Consider the following 18651-nt stretch of genomic DNA (forward strand, 5'->3'; position numbering starts at 1 on the left):
AAATAAATAAATAGACTTAATGTAGTATGCTTCATTTTTATTACCATCCATTAGGTAATAAATCGATCATCATGAAATTCATGAGTAGCAATGAGTGTTAAATAGGTATAAGACTTACTCGCCACTTGATCATCCACTTTAAAAAATTCTTGATAGATTCCCCCCGTCATTTGACTCCACAGACACCAAAAACATAAGAATCCTAAAGTACTTGAAACTCCTGCTAAAGCAAGCTCCTTTGATAGCCCAAAGAAACTTAAAGCAACCAAAGTAAAACTAAGATTTAACCCAGCGAGAATTAGGAGAGTTAATTGATAAATTATTCATTTTACTTATCATTCAAGAAAATAAATGAAATTTATTGATTCTAAAATCAACACAAATCACATATTTTAACTTACATTTTAATTACTTAAATAAACCAAATTATTAATTCAAGCAATTTAATAAAACTCTTTCAAAATCGTTGTTAAACAACTTTAAACCAAGAATTTAAAACTTCAAAAGGCTCTTCCCTAAGCCTTCATGGTATTAAACCTTCTTTGCTTGCATCACTTTAAACAGCACATACAGCAGTAAAATCCATAGCGGCTGCATCAACACCGATAGCATAAAGCCCTGATTCCACATGATGTACAAAATCATCAGCATGAACACTAAGACAAAGTAGTTGGTAAACGGTGCAAATAAAGCAGGAAACTTGGTCTGTATACCCTGCTGCTGCATCGCTTTTCTAAACTTCAAATGAATCAAGCTGATTAACATCCAATTCAGCACCGCAGCACTCACCACGATATAAATCAGGTAACTTAAGGCTTTTTCAGGCAAGAAATAATTCAGCAGCACGCAACCAAAAATCAGCAAAGCAGAAAATAAAACCGCGGCAATCGGCGTGCCGTGTTTATTTACCTGTTTAAACGTTTTTGGCGCATTGCCCTGTTCTGCCAAACCGAGCAGCATGCGGCTATTGGCATACATGCCGCTATTACAGACCGAAACGGATGCAGTCAAAATAATAAAGTTCAGCAAATGTGCCGCCCAATCAATCCCCATCTGATTAAAAATCATCACAAAAGGACTATGATCCAAACCGCCAAGTTTCAACTGATTCCACGGCACCAGCGACAGCAGTACCGCCAAGGAACAGATATAAAATAAGAACACGCGGATCACGGTCTGATTCACCGCTTTCGGGATATTTTGATCAGGATTTTCAGTTTCAGCCGCCGCCATGCTGATTAATTCAATGCCGCCAAAAGCAAACATCATAAAGGCTAGCATGTAGAATAAGCCTTCAAAACCGTGCGGGAAGAAGCCGCCATGTACCCATAAATTACTAATCGAAGCGGTAGAGTCTGCGCCTGCTGTAAGTAGCAGATATATACCAAAAATAATCATGGCAACAATCGCCACAACTTTAATCATCGACAGCCAAAATTCAGATTCTGCATACAGTTTGACATTGGCTAAATTGGCTAGCGTAATCACAGCAAAAAACACCAAAACTGAAACCCAAGCAGGCACATGCGGCCACCAGTAATTGACATATTTGCCTATCGCGGTCAGCTCGGTCATCACTACTAAAATATACAGAATCCAGTAGTTCCAGCCCGTTAAAAAGCCCGCAAACTTGCCCCAATACTTAAAAGCAAAATGACTGAATGAACCTGTGACTGGCTCTTGTACAATCATCTCGCCCAACTGGCGCATAATCAGAAAAGCAATCAAACCACCAATCAAATAGCCCAGAATTATCGATGGTCCAGCCGACTCAATAATATGCGCAGAGCCTAAAAATAGCCCTGTCCCGATTGCGCCACCCATTGCAATCAGCTGAATATGACGGTTCTTTAATCGGCGCTGCAATTGAGGCATTTCGCTGCTCACAACACGTTCTCATCTTATAAAAAAGTGGATTGTAGCCTGTGCAGCTCTTTGCAGCCAAATATTCGCAAATCATTTCTGTATGAATCATTATGGAATACAGTGCGTGAGCTGCATCAATCTATAGCACATAGTCAACTTGATAGGATGGACAATATAGGCCATATGGTTCTATTAGAACAGCCAGAAAATTTAGCTGCCAGCATACTTAAGTGGCTGAATATATTGTCCCTTTAAATATAAACAGCCCTCAATAGAGAGCTGCTTTTTAGCATTCACTTCACTTGATGGATGATTGATAGTGAATACAGTACGTCTAAACCTATTCTAACCATTCATACTGCACCACCATGTAAATCGTTATTTACGCTGTGGAACTTCAGCCCACCGTGCATAACTCTTCGTGCTTTTCAGCACAGTGTCCGCTTGTTTTGCAGCGACGCCACTATAGTCCTGAGAGAAACTATCTGAATTTTCATCAAAACTCGCACCATCAAATAATGGGAAAGTACCGGCTTTTTTCTGAATCACCACATCATCAATCATCCAACCGCGGAAACCGTTATAAAGTTGATCGACTGTTCTGAATTGGAATTTCAGCTGAACATTGGCCTTGCCTGCATATTCATCTAATGAAATTGCTTCTTGCTGAACAGCAGCCGGTGCGAGGTTAAAGCCTAAATTACTGTATGGAATCGGCGCGCGCTCATATGCCGAGGATGGATCTGCCAGCGGGTTTAATCGAGCCAAAGTCTTGAAGCTGTTACCGCCGTCGGTAGAAACTAAAATATTCATCAAATCGAATCCCTGATTATTTGGATTGACCGACTCAATTTCCCACCATGTTTTAAAGCTTAAACTCAAAGGCGCCTGATACTGGCTTAGATTAATGGAAGGTGAAATCAATTCACCCCTATTGTCATACTGCGAGGTGCCGCCATCAAACTCTGGAGCCGTAGATGAATCACTTAAAGCACCAATAAAGTTGCCATTTACTTTGTCACCATACCAATATGCCGTATTACCTTGCAGTGGCTCAGGCACCTTGCCTTGGCTCTGATCATTCGGCGCTAAGCGCACACGCTGATTTACTTGATTATTACGAATGTTGTGACCTTTGTTTAGCAACTGCCAATCGACATTAGCCACACTTGGCTGCGACCTTGTCCATGCATTGCGAGTAGCAGAATCCGCTTCAAAAGTTTCACGCCATACCGCATCTACAGATGCTGTTTCAGGCAGCACTTCAAATTGATAGCCCGATGCAGAAGAAGCAATGACCATAACTTTTTTCGTAATAGTGTTAATTCCTGCACCGTTAATGGTGAGCGTGGCATTTTTCAATGCTTCAAGCAGATCATTGCTCACATTAAATGAAAGCGTGAAATATCCATTGGCATCAGTCAAAGCACTAACAAATGCGCCATTGGTCGCTGTACCGCCAGACAATGACACTTGCGCATTCGCCAAAGGTTTCCCTTTAAAAATCACTTGACCAGACAATGTTCCGACCACTGCATCATTGACTGGTGCATCACTTAGTGTCTGACAGTCTTGATCTAAGCAGTTGAGAACCACATTCAACACAATGCTCTTATTGGTATTTTTAGGATGGATCAAGAATGCCGAAACTGTAGACTGTCCATTTTTAGTGACCAAAACATAATATGTGCCTGCAGCCAATTTAGGCAGTTTAACGATGCCTTGAGCATTGGCAAGATAACTTTGACCTTTAAAATGAGTTGCTGTCGGTAAACTATTGATCGGTGGAAAGAACTGCTCAGAATCATCCGCTATAATTGTATTCGTTGCTATTTTCAGACTGCCTGCTTGTACTTTTTGCCATTCTTCATCAGTTAAAATCTGAATCGATGCAGCATTTAAAGCAAGATTATTCACATCTAATAAAGTCAGCTCTTCTACGCTTTTTTGAACCATAGCATCGGCAACTGCCTCTGGCGGTACACTCCCTGTCTCGTCACGATCACTACCGCCACATGCCGTTAAACCCAAGACACCCGTGACCATTATTATTTTTACAAAAGCGCTATTTTTCATCTGTTCTGCCCTCTAATTTTCCATTTTTAAAATTGTTATCTCTACATTGAACTCTGCCAGCCCAAACATACTGGTCAATATTCAAGCAAAATAATACCCAATTTCCACTAAATGCGCAAATTTCACATTTTATGTTTTTATTGCTTTGTTTTTCTTGTTTTTAAAATTAATTTAGCTAGGTATGTACAAAAAAACAGGCCAAAGCCTGTCTTTTAGAATTTACAATCTATGTTTTAATCCTCTGGATATTCAAAACGGTAGCCGACGCCATACACAGCTTGAATCCACTCATGGCGGTTGCCAGTTTCAGCAGCATCCGAAATTTTACGGCGCAGGTTTTTGATATGGCTGTCAATCACACGGTCAGCCACTTCAAAACTGTCTGGATTGATATGATCCAGTAACTGCGCACGTGAATACACCTGCCCCACATGCTCTAAGAACAATTCCAGTAAGCGAAACTCCGTTGGCGTTAAGCTCAATGCTTTTTGTTGATACCAAATGCGCTGCTGTGCTTTGTCCATACGGAATAAATCATTCACCTCTGGTTCTGCTTTACGCTCTAAACGACGTAATACCGCTTGCACACGTGCCACCAACTCTTTCGGACTAAACGGTTTGCAGACATAATCGTCAGCACCCATATTAAGCCCCAATACACGGTCAATTTCTTCAGTGCGTGCAGTCACCATAATAATCGGCAAATCAGACTGCTCACGGACTTTACGGCAAATGGTTAAGCCATCCATACGAGGCACCATCAGGTCTAAAATCATCAGACTCGGTTTACGTTGTGTGAAGCTTTCATAGGCTTCTTGCCCATCATGAAACATGCTGACTTCAAAGCCTGCAGCCTCTAGATAATCACGCACTAGCTGTGCAAGTTCCACTTCATCTTCAACCAACATGATATGTTTCATGCATGCTTCCTTTTAATGTTTCATCTGTTTGGGAAATGTCAATTTGCAACGCAAACCGCCCAATGGAGAATGATCAAAACTCAATTCTCCGCCCAATGCTCTAGCTATTTTTACGGATAACGCCAATCCTAATCCTGTACCACCGGTTGCACGCGTGCGCGAATCATCCACGCGATAGAAACGCTCACCTAAACGTGCCAACTGTTCATCAGTTAAACCAAATGGGCTATCATCGACATACACGGTCCACTGGGTTTCATCCTGCTCAGTATGTACATGCACTTCACCACCAGCTTCCGTATAACGAATACTGTTGCCCAATAAGTTGACCATAATCTGTTTAAAACGGTCTATATCTAATTGTAATGAAGTCCCTTCGCCCGTTGCGGTAATTTTCAAATCTGCTTGCTCAAACTTCGGCTTAAAGCTTTCAACTTCTTGCATCACTACATCCCACGGATTGAGCGTGGTCAAATAACAATTCAGTTGTTGTGCATCGGCTTGCGCCAAATCCGCCAAATCTTTGGTCAATTTTTTCAAACTACTCACTTGATTGAGCATTGAGGCAAAATGCTCTGGCGTTGGCTTACGAATACCGTCCTGCATCGCCTCAATTTGAGCCTGCAACACCGCCAATGGGGTTTTTAATTCATGTGAAGTATCGGCCACCCATTGACGACGTGACGTTTCATGCTGATCAAGAATCACAGCCAACTGGTTCAATTCATTTGATAAATCGCCGAGTTCATCATTACGGTTCACCGCGACTTGATGTTGATAATTGCCCTTTGTTAACTCACGTGTTCCCATTAACAAACGCTGAATCGGTTTTTTAAAGTAGGTCGCCAATAACAGTGCAGCAATTAAACTTGCAATAAATGTCAGCACATAAACCAATAACAAATAACGTTTTTGCTTACTAAAGAAGTTAATACTGATCGCATCATCTTGCTCGAGGACAGGTTTGAGCCCCAAATACCCCACGATTTGATTATTTACCATAATCGGACGATAAGAAATCTGTTCATCTGTCGGCTCACCCACCACAAATTGGCGCTGTGCATCATATAAAGATAAACGTGAACTCAAGCCCAAGCGGTCAGGCATTTGAATAAACTGTTTTTTACCACCATTGTTGGTATTGTTTTGAGAGGATTGACCGGCATCTTTATCTTTTTCATCCGCATTCGACTCTTTGGGGCGGAACACATTTTGATTCGCGCTTAAAGGAAATTTTAAACCTTCAAAAGGTTGAAACTCAGACGGTAAGTTTTGTTCAAGCCATTTTAGCTCTTCAGTTTTTTGTTCTGCCGTTTGCTGTGGCGTTGCCAACATCGATGCTGCATTCAAACTATGATCTTGGAAATAGCGCTGCTGCAATGCAATGTCATATTGACGACGCAGCCACCACCGAGAGAGACGATCATAGTCATCTGGCGCAGCCTGCCCTTCAATTTGCAAAATTTGCGCCTGAATCGCATTGCCCCAATCATGATAAACCGTATACACATCGGCTAAATTTTCAATGACATGGTCAAGCTTTTGCATCTCGACATCGGCCACATATTTGGTGAAATTACGCTGCATATTCCAATGCAACACGCCAAGACTTACCGTTGTGATGACGAGCGTCGTCAACAGCACAGTCAGAAACAAGCGTAAGGCAATCGGGATACGACGTATTTTCAAAAGAGAACTCTCATTTTTCTTCTATATTCATTATTGTAGCGAACACGCTACTAAAAAACTCTCCATTGTTTCTACATCTTTATTATTTAATCTTTAACCATTGAAAAAATATCTAATCTGGTGGGGTATAGACTATGAAACAAATGACCAAAATGGCTTTAATCGGTGCAAGCGTATTGAGCATGGGTGCATTGACGGCTTGTCAATCGACAACCGCACCAAAAGATAACGATCATGGCCGTATGATGAAACAACATCATGGTGATCAAGATCGTCGTATGTCACCTGAGCAACGTGAACATTTTAAACAAATGCGTGCCGAGCAACGTCAAGTGTTTGCTGATATGCAAAAAGCCTGTGATGGCAAGACTACAGGTTCAACAGTTCAAGTAAAAGCTGGCGATAATAGCATTGATGGTACATGTACCATGGTGTTCAAAGCAGACCGCCAAGACATGAAAAAAGCACGTGGTGAACACAAACCAATGCGCGGTGAACACCGTCCAATGCGTGGCGATATGCGTGGTCAGATGCAACGCGGTGAGCCACTGACTGATGCAAAACGTGCAGAACTGACTAAACAGTTTGATCAACGTTTAGCAGAACGCCAAGCGAAGCAACAAGCGATTATGAAAGCATGTCAAGGCAAGACTGATGGCAGTGCGGTTGCCATTAAAGTTGGCGAACAGCAAATCAATGGTAAATGTGAAGTGCGTTTCCAACCTAAAGCCCCTGTTGCCCCAACGCCAGCACCAGTAAAATAATCCAAACTTAGATCGCAATATCATTGCGTAAAAAAAGGCACTCCCAGGAGTGCCTTTTTTATTGGACATATCTTTTTACGCTTTTTGACTATTTGTGTCATTCATTTTCAGCCAAAAGTGTTTACACTCAATGCACTTAGCATTTTCAAGGGATATTTCTTTGACTTTACAGTCACCAACAAATCGCCCTGAAATGCTTGTACCCAATAAGAAGATGTTGCACGATTAGAACCATTCCAATACGTGTCATTGAAGACACGTTCAAATGTTTATTTAGGATTACTAACGCTGGTAGAAACCAGTATTGAGGAAAACGATATGCCACAATACAAAGCGCCCTTACGTGATATGCAATTTGTTCTGCATGAACTTTTAAAAGCAGAAGATCACTATGCACAACTGCCTGCATTTTCAGACACCGTAAGCCGTGAGTTGGTTGACCAATATCTAGAAGCTGCTGCTGACTTCTGTGAAAATGAACTTTCTCCTCTTAACCAAGTCGGCGACCGTGAAGGTTGTACTTGGAATGATGGCGTTGTAACAACACCAACTGGTTTTAAAGAAGCGTATCAAAAATATATCGAACTCGGTTTCCCATCTTTATCTGCTGAAGAACAATACGGCGGTCAAGGCTTACCGGTTTCTTTAGGCAACATCATTTCAGAAATGGTGGGTACGTCGAACTGGGCATGGGGTATGTACCCTGGTCTATCTCATGGTGCTGTCCGTACATTAGAACATCACGGTTCTCAAGAGCAAAAAGACACTTACCTTCCTAAACTTGTTTCAGGTGAATGGACTGGTACGATGTGCTTAACAGAATCTCATGCAGGTTCTGACTTAGGTATTATCCGCTCTAAAGCTGAACCACAAGCAGACGGTAGCTATGCAATTTCTGGCGAGAAAATCTTTATCTCTGCTGGTGAACACGACATGGCTGAAAATATCATCCATATCGTCCTTGCTCGTCTTCCAGGTGCACCAAAAGGCACGAAAGGTATTTCATTATTCATCGTACCTAAATTCAATGTAAATGCTGATGGCTCAATTGGTGAGCGCAATGCGGTACGTTGTGGTTCGATTGAACACAAAATGGGTATCCATGGTAACGCGACTTGTGTCATCAACTTTGATAACGCAAAAGGCTTCTTGATTGGCCCTGAAAACCGCGGTCTAAACTGCATGTTCACATTCATGAACACTGCACGTATCGGTACTGCTGTACAAGGTCTTTCAGCTTCTGAAGGCGCTTTCCAAGGTGCACTTGCTTACGCAAAAGACCGTTTGGCAATGCGTTCACTTTCAGGCCCTAAAGCACCTGAAAAAGAAGCAGATCCAATTATCGTTCACCCTGCAGTACGCAACATGCTGCTTACGCAAAAATCATTTGCTGAAGCTGGTCGTGCTCTGGTTTACTTATTGTCTTTCCATGCCGATATCGTGGAACAAGGTGCAACTGAAGAAGAACGTAAGTTCTCTGACAATATCTTGTCATTATTAACTCCAATTGCTAAAGCATTCTTGACTGAAACAGGTTCTGAATCTGCAAAACACGGTGTTCAAGTATTTGGTGGCCACGGCTTCATTTCTGAACATGGTATGGAACAAATTGTACGTGATACACGTATTTCATGCTTGTACGAAGGTACGACTGAAATTCAAGCAATTGACTTGTTAGGCCGTAAAGTATTGGGTACTCAAGGTGCAATGTTGAAAGACTTCACCAAGATCATCCATAAATTTGTTGAAGCTAACAAAGACAACGCTGCCATGAAAGAATTTGTTGAGCCGCTTGCTGCGCTAAACAAAGAATGGGGCGACTTAACCATGCAGATTGGTATGAAAGCAATGCAAAACCCTGAAGAAGTAGGTGCTGCTGCAGTCGATTACCTCTACTTCTCTGGTTATGTAACGCTTGCTTATTTATGGGCTCGCATGGCACTAGTTGCACAAGAAACTTTAGCTGCAGGAACAACAGATGTTGATTTCTACAATGCAAAAGTAACGACTGCTCGCTTCTACTTCAAGAAAATCTTACCACGCGTTCGCTCTCATGTAGAAGTGATTGCAGGTGGCCTAGATCCTCTTATGGCATTGGATGCAGAACACTTTGCATTCTAATGTGAATATCTAAAACATATTCAAAAAATTGTACTCGTGAGTGCAGAAATAGAGAAAGGACGGTCATAGCATTGGCAGTCCTTTTTCTTTATAAATAGTCCCATAATTTTACTTTGGTCAATTTTCTCCACGCTTTGTGTCGATACAAATTGCCCCAAGTCCATAGATTCAAACAATAAACAGGTGAACGAACATGCCAATTTATAATGCGCCGCTTGCAGATATGAAATTCATCTTAAATGATGTTTTTAAAGCAGAACAATTCTGGCAAAACAACGAAAATCTTGCTCACGTTGATGCTGCTACTGCAGAAGCCATTCTTGAAGAAATGGCAAAATTTGCGCAAAACGTCACTCATCCATTAAACCGCACTGGTGATGAAGAAGGCGCAACCTATAGCAATGGCAATGTCACGACTCCTGCTGGTTTCAAAGAAGCATTTAAACAATATGCTGAAGGCGGCTGGATTGGTCTAGGCGCAGATGAAGAATGGGGCGGTCAAGGCATGCCAAAAATGCTGACTGTTCTGTCTGATGAAATGCTGTTTGCAACCAACCCATCATTCATGCTCTACCCGCTTCTTTCTGTTGGTGCAGGCATGGCGTTAAACAGCTATGCATCACAAGAGCAAAAAGAAACTTATTTGCCAAAAATGTATACAGGCGAATGGTCAGGCACCATGTGCTTAACTGAACCGCATGCAGGTACAGATTTAGGTATTATCAAAACTAAAGCCGAACGTAATGAAGACGGTACTTATAACATTACAGGTACGAAAATCTTCATCACTGGCGGTGACCACGACCTTTCTGAAAATATCATCCACTTAGTTTTAGCGAAAACGCCTGATGCGCCTGCGGGCTCACGCGGAATTTCACTATTCATCGTACCTAAATTCTTGGTGAATGCAGATGGTTCATTGGGTGAGCGTAATGCTGTAGGCCCTGGTTCTATTGAACATAAAATGGGGATCAAAGCGTCTGCAACATGTGTGATGAACTTTGATGGCGCGAAAGGCTACCTGGTTGGTAAAGAAAATGAAGGCCTTGCAGCGATGTTCGTCATGATGAACTACGAACGTCTGTCTATGGGTATTCAAGGCCTAGGTGCTTCTGAATTTGCTTATCAAAATGCAGCGCAATATGCGACTGATCGTTTACAAGGCCGTAGCGCTTCTGGCGTTCAATCGCCTGCAAAACCTGCAGACAGCATCTTAGTTCATGGTGATGTACGTCGTATGTTGCTGAACGCACGTGCCAACAATGAAGCGTCTCGTGCATTTGCGGTTTATGTTGGTCAACAACTGGACATTACCAAGTTCTCTACTGACCCAGAAGCAGTCAAAGCAGCCAATAACCGTGTTGCGCTATTAACACCGATTGCGAAAGCGTATTTAACTGATACAGCTTTCCAAGCAACACTCGATGCGCAAATGGTCTTCGGTGGTCATGGCTTTATTCGTGAATGGGGTATGGAACAATGTATCCGTGACCTCCGTATTGCACAGATTTACGAAGGGACCAACGGTGTTCAATCGCAAGACTTAATTGGTCGAAAAACCATTAAGTGCAATGGTGAATTCATTGCTGAATATATCCAAGAAATCCGTGATTTTGCCAATAATTTAGATGCCAGCTTGAACTACATCAAAGATGCAACATTAGATGCAGCAGCTGAAGTTGAAGCTGTGACTCAATATGTACTTGAAGCTGCTCGTGAAAACATTGAATTCCCGAACTCAGCAGCAGTTGATTACTTACATGCTGTAGGCCTACTCAGCTTTGCCTATATGTTTGCCCGCATTGCAGATGCAGCAAAAGACAAAGATGGCGAGTTTTACCAAAACAAACTTGCACTAACTCTTTACTTCACGCAGCGTATTTTGCCTGAATTGGCTTTACGCATTGCTAAAGTGAAAGCAGGTTCTGAAGTGATCATGAACTTCTCTGAAGATTACTTTACCAACCAAGCTTAATTAGTCGCACAAAATCAAAAATGCCCGATTTATCGGGCATTTTTTTATTCATTGTAGTGATAATATTTCCTGACTGACCTAGCCATTTCAGAATTCGCATTTTCCAAAGCTTTTGCCACATTCATCGCATCTACAGCACTTCGGTTTTGACTGACTTTAAATTTCCCGATCATCGACTGGATATCGACTTCAATCGCCACAATTTTCTCTAACTGTTCAGCAATAAAATCATTAGGCGCATCGCCCATTTTCCACGGCACGGGTTGGCTAGCTTCATGTTGTCGAGTCAACCGAGCCAGAACCCCTCGTAAATATTTTTCATCGTCAACTTTACGAATTGTGCCTTTGACATGCACCACACGGTAATTCCATGTCGGTACAACGCGATGATGCTCCTGTTTTCCTTCATACCAGCTAGGCGAAATATATGCATCATCGGCATGAAAAATCACATAGGCGTGCGCTGACTGATTTAGCAATTCAAACATTGGATTGGTCTTGGCAATATGACCGCGCAATATACCCAATTCGCCTGACTCAGTGTCATATTCTAGTGGTAAATGATTCACTTCCAACTCACCATTGGGTGCCGTCAGTATTACTGTCGCCAAAGCATGCTTACGCATAAGATCAATCAGATCAAGGAGTTCATTCTGTTTAAAATGCGTTGGTTGATACATCGTCGCTTCATTCTTATAGGACAAAATTTAAGCTCAAACTTAACATTAAAGACTTTATTTAACCTAAAAAATATTTTTGTCATATGCGCTTCATGTGCATGAAATTTGCTTGGTATTTAATGACTTGTTCTTGATTGAATATTCACGCAATTTACACAGGAGGAAGATATATGAAACACCGTGATCCTAAAGTAGAAAAAATTGAAGCCCTCCTCGACCGACTTGGCAATCTTGCTGTAGAAGGTTTTCATTATCTTGCGCTGTTTGTCATCGGCTGTATGATTTTATGGTCTGCGGGTCATACCATTTTTGAAATTATTACAGTTAAGCAATTCGCCACGATTGACGATATTTTATTATTGTTTATTTACCTCGAACTCGGTGCCATGGTTGGTATTTATTTTAAAACCAACCACATGCCTGTTCGCTTCCTGATTTATATTGCTATTACTGCCCTGACCCGTTTACTGATTTCGGACATTCAGCATGACCATAAAGCGGATATGGGCTTGGTCATTACTACAGGTTCGATCCTCATCCTTGCTGTGGCCATTTTGATTGTGCGCTATGCCTCTTGGACATATCCTTCGGTTATTCGAGATAAGCATTCCGAGAAGCCACTGCCTGAAGGAAAAACCCCACGTCCGCAAGATGATGAATTGGCTTAAACACTAATTCGTTCCTTCTCCTTTTAGGAGACGAGTAGCACTACTACGCAAGAGAGAGGTTATAAACCTTATCGATTAGGCACCAATACATAGCGACCATTTTCAAAGATCCAGTACATTCCATTGGGTGGTGCTGGTAAACCTAAACGCTGCCAATCACTGATAAAAGTATAGGTTGAACTGGAAATACTCGCGCTGGCAGGATCACCATTTACCCAGCTATAACTTTGTGAATTTTGGATAATCGTAGTCGGTGCTTGATATTGAATACTTATGCCATTTTGCACCTGTGGTGGATATGGACGGTTTGGATAATTGGGATATTGAGGGCGATGAGGATAGTTCGGGTAATGCTGCGGGTAATTGGGAGCATGCTGTGGATAGCTTTGACCATGTTGGGGATAACCAGGCCGATTCATAGTAGGTGGACGCTTAGTGGTATCCACACCTTGATAGTTTGACCATTTGTTTTCCGCAAAAGTACTGGCTGAAGTCATTATCAGCATCACACCTGCCATTGCATAGAATAATGTTGCTTTCACTCAAGCTCTCCTTCACGGTATATAGATTAAGTATAAAACCCATTTTAGGAGAAAAAATGAATAAAAATCCATCAAATGCAAGAATTTGTTAATTTTCCGACCAAGCTGATCGCACCTTCAAGCTAGCCTGTTTTTCATTGGATTATGCTAAGATTGATTTTATTTCGTAGTGGATCAAATGCTGTGTCTGAATTAAGTTTTGACCGACTTCATCAATTTTTTTCGAAAGTACCAAGTATCCAAGAAGCCTTAATCGACTCCTACGGCACCGATGGTAAAACTGCTTGGTGGTTTAAATTTCAAATTAATGTAGATCACCCTTTAGCATGGCAAACTGTTCAAGAATTGGGCCATGTATTGAACTATATTTCTAAAAATGAACGCTTACCGACTCAATTTTTACCGGTTTCTCCGCCACCATATATGAATGGCGAAGCAAAACAATTCTTGTCTTGGGTGATTCAATGTAACCACGCCGATTTTCCACCAGATGTCATCTGTGACTGGTTAGAAGCTCGTTTGCCACAACCAGTAGATGATGCCGATAAATGGAAAATCAAAACCGATATTAAAGAATTGGATCAAATGACGGATAAAGATTTAGATCAAATCGTTCCGCCGAATCCTGTACCGAAGAATTAATAATTGCTAAATACACCTCTCCCTAACCCTCTCCTGAAATGAGAGGGAATTCCTTCCCCCTTTGGGGGAAGGTTAGGATGAGGGGAAAATTAAAAAGTAGATATTCCGCTCCATTCCATAAAGCGATACAACACATATTTCAACTTAGATTCATCGGCATACGTATCGTAATCCACACTCATCTGCTTACCATCACGGTTTGACCACGCCGTATTAAAATACTGATTTGCCTCTTTAAAAACTTGAGCATCTTTCACACCGATCACTCGTAAATCAGTTTCTAAATTATAATTTTTCAAGTTACGCGCCGTGAAATTGGCAGAACCTAAAATCATATCGGCTTGATAAGCAGTACGTTTTAAAATCATCTTGCTATGGCACTGCTCACCTTGGGTATTACACCAACGTACATCAATACCCGCCTCATGTAATTCGGATGCTACAGGTCGATTTGGAATGCCATTTTTGGTACGTCCAAAAGCATCCTTATTCGGATCGAGTAATACACGCACTTTCACGCCACGTTCATGCGCAGCAATGAGTGCCTTGATAATTTTACGTTCTGACAAGTAGAACATCGCAATATCAATTTCTGTACCCGCTTTCTTCGCGCTATCAATTAAGTCGAATGTGGCATCATAAATGGCTTTTTCAGTTAGCACTTGAACCTGTGGCTGAGTTTTCGCCGCTTCAACATCCTTAATCACCACAAATGGAATATTAGCTTTAGACATCATGCCTACGGCTTGCTCGGTCTTTAACAGATCAATTGCAGTCATTCCCTTTACAGTCAGGGCAACATTCGAATGTCGCGAACTACCATCATGCGGGTTCATTGAAGTGACTAAGCCTTTCCACCCATCTACGGTATCCACCACCAAAGTTTTTCGGTGATTCGCTTTAAAGTTAAACAGATCCATATAACTTCGAATCGTCACTTTCTCGGTTCCCAATGGGTTCGGTAACCAGCCTTGTTCAGGATTATTGCCAATATCTTGACAGCAGATATACCAAAAGCCTGACCATGCAGGATTGGAAGCACGAAGCGGTACCAAATTGGTTTCCATCAACTCAATGCCCCCTTGTCGTAATTGACGATAATGCTCGGGTTGAATGCCGCCATAGACCGAATTGACCGGGTCAGTAATCACAAAAATTTCCACTTGAGGAGATAGTCGACGCTTCAAAATCAGCGCATCGGTCAACTCCTGTGTTAATTGTTCATGTTTTAATTGAGAGTCGCCAACTTGCGGATTAAAGAGAAACATATCCAACACAATGGTCGACTGTGCTTCTTCAATCATTTTCAGCATTTCTTTAAAAATGCGATGTTCCTGTTGCTGCTTTCCTTGCGCATCGATATAGGTTTCATCCACTAAAAAGTTCACTTCGGCATGGCGAAGTTTTCCCGTGTAGTTCAGCCCTTCCGGCAGTGGTTTTAGCGTGTGATAGGTTGCCGATGCCAAATAACCTAAAACCAATAAACCAATGACCACACCCACATAGCGACGACGGGACCAATTGAGCTTGTGATGTATTCGTTGAATGATGCGCATAAGAAAAAACCTAGTCTAATGCGCTCAGACTAGGTTTTATTCATTGATTTTTCAAGAGGATTTCTGTGACTTTACCTAGACTTACTTAGAAAAGTCTGTGCAAATTCAATTAGAAACCAAATTCAAGACCAACTGTAAAATTACGACCGACTTGTGGAATATTGGCAAGGAATGACGTGTGAGAATAAACATCTTCATCCAATAAATTGTTGGCTTTGAAATAGACTCGATAATCATTTTGATCTTTCAACTGACCACTATAGGCCACACCCAAGTTCACCATGTTGTAGCCATCTGTTTCACGCTCAAATGCAGTGATTTTGTCTTGTTTGAATACATGTGAATATTCTGCAAGACCTGACCAACCATCAGCAAAGTCAACATCGACCTTGGTTCCTAAGCGCCCTGCAGGCACACGTGGCGCATTTTCACCATCAATTTTGCCGCGTACATAATCACCAAAGACACTAAGTTTATACATATCATTAATGGCATAACCCACTTGAGCTTCCGCGCCATAGAACTTGGCTTTGTCTTGGGTGTAATCAACTAAGCGGAAGTTTTCAAAATTATCTTTAGTTGCAGCATAAATGTAGTTGTCATACCAGTTGTGGTACACATGAACGTGATAATCCAACTGATCTTTTTCATAATGGAAACCTAATTCTAGATTATTAGATTTTTCAACATCTAGATTTTCATTCCCACGTTCATAGGTATTGGTCGCAAAATGCTTGCCATCTGCATACAGCTCTTGCGCCAATGGCAACCGCTCTTGATGAGAACCCACCAAGGACAATTTATAATTGGGTGCAAACGCCCAGTTCACAGCACCTGAGTAGGAAATACCATAATCATCATAGTCTTTTTGTGCAGTATCGATTTGAATTTTCTGCTGATCGACACGGGCGCCCAGCTCGACATGAAAATCACCAAATTGTTTATGCTCTAAACCAAACACACTCCATTTTTGGGTTTTATTTGGATTCATCAGTGACTCTTCACCACTGATATTAAGCTTTTGTTGATTGTATTGTGCGCCAATCACCCCTTCCCAATCCGCAATCGGGTTATGCACCAACTCTAAACGACCATCATAGCCCTGACTTTTAAAGGTCGTTGCCGCTGTATCACCTTCAATTTCGTCATGTTGATAATCGGTATAACTTGCATGTGCACGGAGTTTTTGGAAGCCCGCAAACGGATTCGCAAGTTCGGTACGGAAATCATAACGTTCTGACTTTAAGTCGACCCATGGGCCTGCGGCATCATGATCGTGATCATGTTCGTCATGCGCTGAATGATCATGTTCATCGGTATGCCCATGGTTATCATGACCATCACAGTGTAGATGGTCATCATGTGGATGACAGCTTTCATATTCATGACTATGACCCGGCAGGCCATATTGGTCTTGTCGGTTGCTATAAGACAGTCCAGCAAAACCACGATCATGAATCCATGACGCGCCCACACTGACATTTTGCCCTTCTGCAAAAGTGTTGCCAACGCGGCGTTCTTTTTCTAATTCACCATCATGATCATGAAAATAATTGGGTGCAATATAATCATTGGCTTTGCGTTTCGAACCTTCTACACGGATGGCAAATTGCTCACCTAAAGCAGCCGTCACACCGGCACTCGCCAATTTTTCATCACTGCCTGAGTTATAACGAACCCCAACTTGCCCTTCATAACCTTTATCAGGAATAGAGGTAGGAATCTTTTGATCCGTCACATTAACCAAACCGCCGACTGTGCCTGCCGCGTATAACAGTGTTGATGGCCCACGGATCACTTCAATTTGTTTTGCCAAAATCGGATCTACCGTAACCGCATGGTCAGGAGATAAAGTCGAAACATCTGCAGTTTCTGAGGCGTGTTCTAAGACTTTGACACGAGGGCCATCTTGACCACGCAGCACAGGACGACTTGAACCTGCACCAAACTGATTTGAATATACACCCGGCTGTCCGGCTAACGCATCACCAATTGTGACGCCACCTTGTGCAAGGGCTTTATGTTGAATGACATTATCGGCAACAGCAAAATCTGCCGCACTTTGATTTAAGGGATGGACCTGAACATTAATGGCTTCGAGCTTTTGTACCTGTTGTTCTGGGTCATCGGCATAAAGGTTGGGTGCAATCACTGCAAAAATTGAGATTGTGATTAAATTCTTATGAAAAGACATGTTGGAGAGACTCAAATCAGGCTATTTTTGAATAATGTTATAATATAACATTTCATTCGTTTTGCAATAAAAAACATTCTAATTTGCCCAAATCATATACACTCACCTATACCACATTGTATTTATTCATATATTTATTTTAATTCAATGCCTTTTACCATATCCCATGCTGTACTCGCACCGCCTATTTCCAAATTAAGCGGAAATCGCCTGCCTATTGCAGCACTCGCAATTGGTAGCATGGTGCCAGATTTATTCCGTTTATTTACTAATGCTGACTATGCAGGTTCACATCAATGGTCGGGGTTAATTTTTCCAAACTTAATCCTTGGTTTGCTGTTTTGTGTGCTGTGGTATGTGCTCTATCGCCCGATGTTATTTGCTTTTTTTGGTTTAAATAAGCCGCTGCATCTACAGAGTCTTAATCAATGTTGTGGGTTTATCCTCAGCCTCATCCTCGCACTCATCATTGGAACTTCGACGCATATTGTTTGGGATGGCTTGACCCATGTTGACTTTCGCACCTTTGCTTTTAAGGATCTGTTAAGTCTGCCGATTCAATTTTTCGGTCATTCATATCCCCTACATCGTGTGTTGCAAATTGGATTATCTGGCTTGGCCCTCCCCGTTTTGGCATGGATGATTTATCGTCATCATCTTCACTATCGAAGTATAGTAAGCGTCCCCGCATCCATCAAAGTCTATGTATATGGTTTAGCGGCCCTGTCTTTAGCTGCGGGCATCGCAAGTTATTTTTATTTTGCTGACAGTATTTATTCAGATGCATTTGTGCATGACTTGTATGCCTATGTCGGCAAAGCCATTAATTATTTTTTCCGTGCATTTTTAGCCACGTTTAGCCTCGGTAGTCTGATATTTCTGATCTTAAGCAAGAGCACCAATATTTTTTCAACGTCATCGGCTTAAGCCCATCATTGACCGAAAATTTGCTGTAAAT

Annotated in this window: 14 protein-coding genes; 6 read left to right on the plus strand and 8 right to left on the minus strand. The window is 41.8% G+C overall.

Annotated elements, in window-relative coordinates; all coding sequences use genetic code 11:
- Positions 1 to 531 precede the first annotated feature (531 nt).
- The 4 genes from FTT72_RS10120 to baeS all read right to left on the minus strand — a co-directional run bounded on the left by FTT72_RS10120 (position 532) and on the right by baeS (position 6551).
- The gene (locus FTT72_RS10120; protein ID WP_180022415.1) at positions 532 to 1887 is read right to left on the minus strand and encodes an amino acid permease; all 1356 of its coding nucleotides are present in this window, start codon (positions 1885 to 1887) and stop codon (positions 532 to 534) included.
- 357 nt (positions 1888 to 2244) lie between these two features.
- Positions 2245 to 3942 carry a carboxypeptidase regulatory-like domain-containing protein gene (locus FTT72_RS10125; protein WP_180022416.1) on the minus strand — a complete coding sequence of 566 codons (1698 nt, stop codon included), beginning with the start codon at positions 3940 to 3942 and terminating at the stop codon, positions 2245 to 2247.
- A 233-nt stretch (positions 3943 to 4175) separates the two neighbouring features.
- Positions 4176 to 4862: a response regulator gene (locus tag FTT72_RS10130; protein ID WP_111885370.1), complete on the minus strand. Its 687-nt coding sequence runs from the start codon at positions 4860 to 4862 to the stop codon at positions 4176 to 4178.
- Between the two features lie 12 nt (positions 4863 to 4874).
- Complete coding sequence (gene baeS, locus FTT72_RS10135; RefSeq protein ID WP_180135743.1) at positions 4875 to 6551, minus strand: sensor histidine kinase efflux regulator BaeS; 1677 nt, start codon at positions 6549 to 6551, stop codon at positions 4875 to 4877.
- A gap of 134 nt (positions 6552 to 6685) precedes the next feature.
- Here baeS and FTT72_RS10140 point away from each other — a divergent pair, with 134 nt between their 5' ends.
- The 3 genes from FTT72_RS10140 (at position 6686) to FTT72_RS10150 (ending at position 11411) form a co-directional block, all read left to right on the plus strand.
- Positions 6686 to 7315, plus strand: coding sequence for a hypothetical protein (locus FTT72_RS10140; RefSeq protein ID WP_180040673.1), 630 nt, complete (start codon positions 6686 to 6688; stop codon positions 7313 to 7315).
- A gap of 318 nt (positions 7316 to 7633) precedes the next feature.
- Positions 7634 to 9436: an acyl-CoA dehydrogenase C-terminal domain-containing protein gene (locus FTT72_RS10145; protein ID WP_078194152.1), complete on the plus strand. Its 1803-nt coding sequence runs from the start codon at positions 7634 to 7636 to the stop codon at positions 9434 to 9436.
- A gap of 193 nt (positions 9437 to 9629) precedes the next feature.
- A complete protein-coding gene (locus FTT72_RS10150) occupies positions 9630 to 11411 on the plus strand; it encodes an acyl-CoA dehydrogenase C-terminal domain-containing protein (RefSeq protein ID WP_078194153.1) in 1782 nt (593 codons plus the stop codon).
- Between the two features lie 44 nt (positions 11412 to 11455).
- On the opposite strand, the gene FTT72_RS10155 is transcribed toward FTT72_RS10150, so the two are convergent.
- Positions 11456 to 12091: an FMN-binding negative transcriptional regulator gene (locus FTT72_RS10155; protein ID WP_180022436.1), complete on the minus strand. Its 636-nt coding sequence runs from the start codon at positions 12089 to 12091 to the stop codon at positions 11456 to 11458.
- A 170-nt stretch (positions 12092 to 12261) separates the two neighbouring features.
- Here FTT72_RS10155 and FTT72_RS10160 point away from each other — a divergent pair, with 170 nt between their 5' ends.
- On the plus strand, positions 12262 to 12759 hold the full coding sequence (locus FTT72_RS10160; RefSeq protein ID WP_180026737.1) for a phosphate-starvation-inducible protein PsiE: 498 nt from the start codon (positions 12262 to 12264) through the stop codon (positions 12757 to 12759).
- Between the two features lie 68 nt (positions 12760 to 12827).
- Here the strand turns inward: FTT72_RS10160 and FTT72_RS10165 are convergent, their stop codons facing one another.
- On the minus strand, positions 12828 to 13301 hold the full coding sequence (locus FTT72_RS10165; RefSeq protein ID WP_373685278.1) for an RcnB family protein: 474 nt from the start codon (positions 13299 to 13301) through the stop codon (positions 12828 to 12830).
- A gap of 183 nt (positions 13302 to 13484) precedes the next feature.
- On the opposite strand from FTT72_RS10165, the gene FTT72_RS10170 reads away from it, so the two are divergent.
- The gene (locus FTT72_RS10170) at positions 13485 to 13943 is read left to right on the plus strand and encodes a hypothetical protein (protein WP_168378753.1); all 459 of its coding nucleotides are present in this window, start codon (positions 13485 to 13487) and stop codon (positions 13941 to 13943) included.
- A gap of 89 nt (positions 13944 to 14032) precedes the next feature.
- Here the strand turns inward: FTT72_RS10170 and FTT72_RS10175 are convergent, their stop codons facing one another.
- Together FTT72_RS10175 and znuD are read right to left on the minus strand one after the other, a co-directional pair.
- Positions 14033 to 15499 (minus strand): phospholipase D family protein, encoded by a 1467-nt coding sequence (locus FTT72_RS10175; protein ID WP_180178305.1) that lies wholly within the window; start codon positions 15497 to 15499, stop codon positions 14033 to 14035.
- Between the two features lie 109 nt (positions 15500 to 15608).
- Positions 15609 to 17693 (minus strand): zinc piracy TonB-dependent receptor ZnuD, encoded by a 2085-nt coding sequence (gene znuD, locus FTT72_RS10180; protein WP_180178306.1) that lies wholly within the window; start codon positions 17691 to 17693, stop codon positions 15609 to 15611.
- Positions 17694 to 17840: 147 nt separating this feature from the next.
- On the opposite strand from znuD, the gene FTT72_RS10185 reads away from it, so the two are divergent.
- Positions 17841 to 18620 carry a DUF4184 family protein gene (locus FTT72_RS10185; protein WP_180004577.1) on the plus strand — a complete coding sequence of 260 codons (780 nt, stop codon included), beginning with the start codon at positions 17841 to 17843 and terminating at the stop codon, positions 18618 to 18620.
- Positions 18621 to 18651: the final 31 nt, after the last annotated feature.

It is taken from the genome of Acinetobacter sp. YH01005, from assembly GCF_013420465.1.
Lineage (GTDB): Bacteria > Pseudomonadota > Gammaproteobacteria > Pseudomonadales > Moraxellaceae > Acinetobacter > Acinetobacter amyesii.